Source organism: Pseudomonas sp., assembly GCF_050739995.1.
In the GTDB taxonomy this organism is placed as follows: Bacteria; Pseudomonadota; Gammaproteobacteria; order Pseudomonadales; family Pseudomonadaceae; genus Aquipseudomonas.
The window spans coordinates 1-3,522 of record NZ_JBOICG010000157.1 but is presented as its reverse complement, the minus strand read 5'-3'; the positions used below and the strand labels follow the sequence as shown (position 1 = coordinate 3,522).

The 3,522-nt window shown below is 59.8% G+C and carries 3 protein-coding genes; 2 read left to right on the top strand and 1 reads right to left on the bottom strand.

From position 1 onward, the window contains the following. On the top strand, positions 1-1,767 hold a 1,767-nt coding region (locus tag ACRESD_RS05520), incomplete at its 5' end, for a valine--tRNA ligase (protein ID WP_431750004.1). A 238-nt stretch (positions 1,768-2,005) separates the two neighbouring features. Beyond that, the gene (gene rlmF / locus ACRESD_RS05515) at positions 2,006-3,025 is read left to right on the top strand and encodes a 23S rRNA (adenine(1618)-N(6))-methyltransferase RlmF (protein WP_431750003.1); all 1,020 of its coding nucleotides are present in this window, start codon (positions 2,006-2,008) and stop codon (positions 3,023-3,025) included. A 64-nt stretch (positions 3,026-3,089) separates the two neighbouring features. Here rlmF and ACRESD_RS05510 read toward each other — a convergent pair whose 3' ends face one another. Next, entirely contained in the window at positions 3,090-3,371 is a 282-nt protein-coding gene (locus ACRESD_RS05510; RefSeq protein WP_431750002.1) for an HU family DNA-binding protein, read from the bottom strand. Between the last annotated feature and the right edge of the window lie 151 nt (positions 3,372-3,522).

The following is a 3,522-nucleotide window of genomic DNA, read 5'->3' as shown; positions in this document are numbered from 1 at the left end:
GTGCCGAAGGGCGACCGTTCCGGCACCGTGATCGAACCGTGGCTGACCGACCAGTGGTACGTGTCGACCAAACCGTTGGCAGAACCTGCCATCGCGGCCGTGGAAGATGGCCGCATCCAGTTCGTACCCAAGCAGTACGAAAACATGTACTTCTCGTGGATGCGCGACATCCAGGATTGGTGCATCAGCCGTCAGCTGTGGTGGGGCCACCGCATTCCGGCCTGGTACGACGAATCGGGCAAGGTCTATGTAGGCCGCGACGAAGCCGAAGTGCGTGCCAAGCACAACCTCGGTGCCGACGTTGCGCTGCAGCAGGACAACGACGTACTGGACACCTGGTTCAGCTCGGGCCTGTGGACCTTCTCCACACTGGGCTGGCCGCAGCAGACCGAATTCCTCAAGAAATTCCACTCCACCGACGTGCTGGTCACCGGTTTCGACATCATTTTCTTCTGGGTTGCCCGGATGATCATGCTGACCATGCACTTGGTGAAGAACGAGGACGGCACGCCGCAGGTACCGTTCAAGACCGTGTACGTGCACGGCCTGGTGCGAGATGGCCAGGGCCAGAAGATGTCCAAGTCCAAGGGCAACGTCCTGGACCCGCTGGACATCATCGACGGCATCGACCTGGAAACCCTGGTGCAGAAGCGCACCTCGGGCCTGATGCAGCCGAAACTGGCGAAAAAGATCGAGAAGCAGACCCGCGACGAGTTCGCCGACGGCATCGCCAGCTACGGCACCGACGCCCTGCGCTTCACCTTCTGCTCGCTGGCGTCCACCGGTCGCGATATCAAGTTCGACATGGGCCGCGTCGAAGGCTATCGCAACTTCTGCAACAAGATCTGGAACGCGGCGCGCTACGTGCTGGATAAAGGCGAAGACTGCGGTCAGAACGGCGAAGCCTATGAGCTGTCGCTGGCGGATCGTTGGATCATCTCGCAGCTGCAACGCACCGAAGCCGAAGTGACCCGCCAGCTCGACCAGTTCCGTTTCGACCTGGCGGCACAAGCCTTGTACGAGTTCATCTGGAACCAGTACTGCGACTGGTACCTGGAACTGTCCAAGCCAGTGCTGTGGGACGAGAACGCGCCGATCGAACGTCAGCGTGGCACCCGTCGCACCCTGGTGCGCGTGTTGGAAGTGGCCCTGCGCCTGGCGCATCCGTTCATGCCGTTCATCACCGAAGAAATCTGGCAGCGCCTCGCGCCGCTGGCCGGTATCGAAGGCAAGACCATCATGCTGCAACCTTGGCCAGTGGCCAACGAAGCACGCATCGATGAGGCGGCCGAAAGCGATATCGAATGGCTCAAGACCCTGATGCTCGGCACGCGCAACATCCGCGCCGAGATGAACATCGGCCCGGGCAAGCCATTGGCAGTGTTCGTGAAGAACGCCAGTGCCGAAGACCAGCGTCGTCTCGCCGAGAACGACGCACTGCTCAAGAAGCTGGCGAAGCTGGAGTCGATCACCGTATTGGCTGACGGCGCCGAAGCTCCGTTGTCCGCCACCGCACTGGTTGGCGACATGGAAGTGTTGGTGCCGATGGCCGGCCTGATCGACAAGGGCGCCGAACTGGCCCGCCTCGATAAGGAAATCGCACGCCTGCAAGGCGAAGTACAGCGGGTGGGCGGTAAGCTGTCCAACGCGGCATTCGTCGACAAGGCGCCGGCTGAAGTGATCGACAAAGAACGCGCCAAACTGGCCGAGGCTGAACAGGCCCTGGGCAAGCTGGCGGAGCAACATGCGCGGATTTCCAGCCTGTAAGCTGGAACCTGTGCAGATAAAGAGGCCTTCGGGCCTCTTTTTTTTGCCTGGAATTCCCCAACTCCAGGCTGGCAATACAATCAATGTGGGAGGGGGCTTGCCCCCGATAGTGCTGGTTCAGCCACTTCATATTTAGCTAATACACCGCCATCGGGGGCAAGCCCCCTCCCACATTTGACCGGGATAGCCTCAGGATGTGTGACAATGCCCGCCACATTGAGCCAACACCAGAATCATCATGACCACCCCCAGCACACCCAAGCCTCCGCGCAAGAAGCCTAAAACCGCAGCCACGGCCAAACCCGTCACGCCGCGTAAAGAGGCCACCCTGCACCCGCGCAACCGCCACACAGGCCGTTACGACTTCCCGGCGCTGATCAAGACCACGCCGGAACTGGCGAAATTCGTGATCATCAATCCTTATGGCAAAGAGAGCATCGACTTCGCCAGCCCGGATGCAGTGCGGGTGTTCAACCGGGCGTTGCTGAAAGCCTTCTACGGCATCCAGCACTGGGATATCCCCGCCGACTACCTGTGCCCACCGGTGCCGGGGCGTGCCGACTACGTGCACTTCCTCGCCGACCTGCTGGCCAGCGCCAACGACGGCAAGATTCCCCGAGGCTCGATCGTCAAGGTGCTGGACATCGGCATGGGCGCCAACTGCGTCTACCCACTGATTGGCTACATGGAATACCGCTGGAACTTCCTGGGTTCGGAAGTCGACCCTATCGCCGTGGCCGCCGCCAAGGCCATCGTGCAGTCCAACGACCTGAGCAAGGTCATTCAACTGCGCCAGCAAACCAATCCCAAGCAGATCCTGCTGGGCTTGATGGAGCCGGGCGAGCGCTTTGACCTGACGATGTGCAATCCGCCATTCCACGCGTCCATGGAGGAGGCGACCAAAGGTAGCGAACGCAAGTGGCGCGCCCTGGGCAAGGCCGATCCCAAACGTAAGTTGCCGGTGCTGAACTTCGGTGGCCAATCGGCCGAGCTGTGGTGTGAAGGCGGTGAAGCGCGTTTTGTAACGCAACTGATCGCCGAGAGCGCGCATTTTGCCCACAAGGTGTTGTGGTTCAGCACCCTTGTGTCAAAAGCATCGAACTTGCCCGCGATCGAGACCGCCCTGAAAAAGGCCGGTGTCCTGGAAAGCCAGGTCGTGGAAATGTCCCAGGGGCAGAAGCAAAGCCGATTTGTGGCCTGGACCTTCCAGACCAAGAACGAGCAGCAGATCTGGCGCCAGCGCTGGGTTCGCGACTGACAAATCGCAGGCAACAAAAAACCGTGCCCGGATCACTCCGGTGCACGGTTTTTTTTACTGCGTCTTACTTGTTAACAGCGTCGGTCAGGCCTTTGGCCACAACCAGCTTGATAACTTTCTTGGCAGCGATTTCGATGGCAGCGCCAGTCGAAGGGTTGCGGCCGGTACGGGCAGGACGCTCGGTGATTTTCAGTTTGCCAATGCCTGGCAGAGTGATTTCGCTGCCATTTTCCAGTTGATCAGCAACGATCTGACCCAGTTGCTCCAGAGCGTTACGCGCGGTGGTTTTCGGCGCGTCGATAGCTTCGGCGATGTCGGCGATCAGTTGGTCTTTGGTCAATGCCATGGTGGTGTTCCTTCCCTATCAAATTCATATGGTGTGCAGAGTGTGTACAGACGCGAAATGTAGATACCGAAATCGGCCTTTGGTTCGGCCGAACGCCCACAAACTGCGTGCTTGGCGCGCTTCAGTGCGCAAGACCGGGCAAAACTAGCAC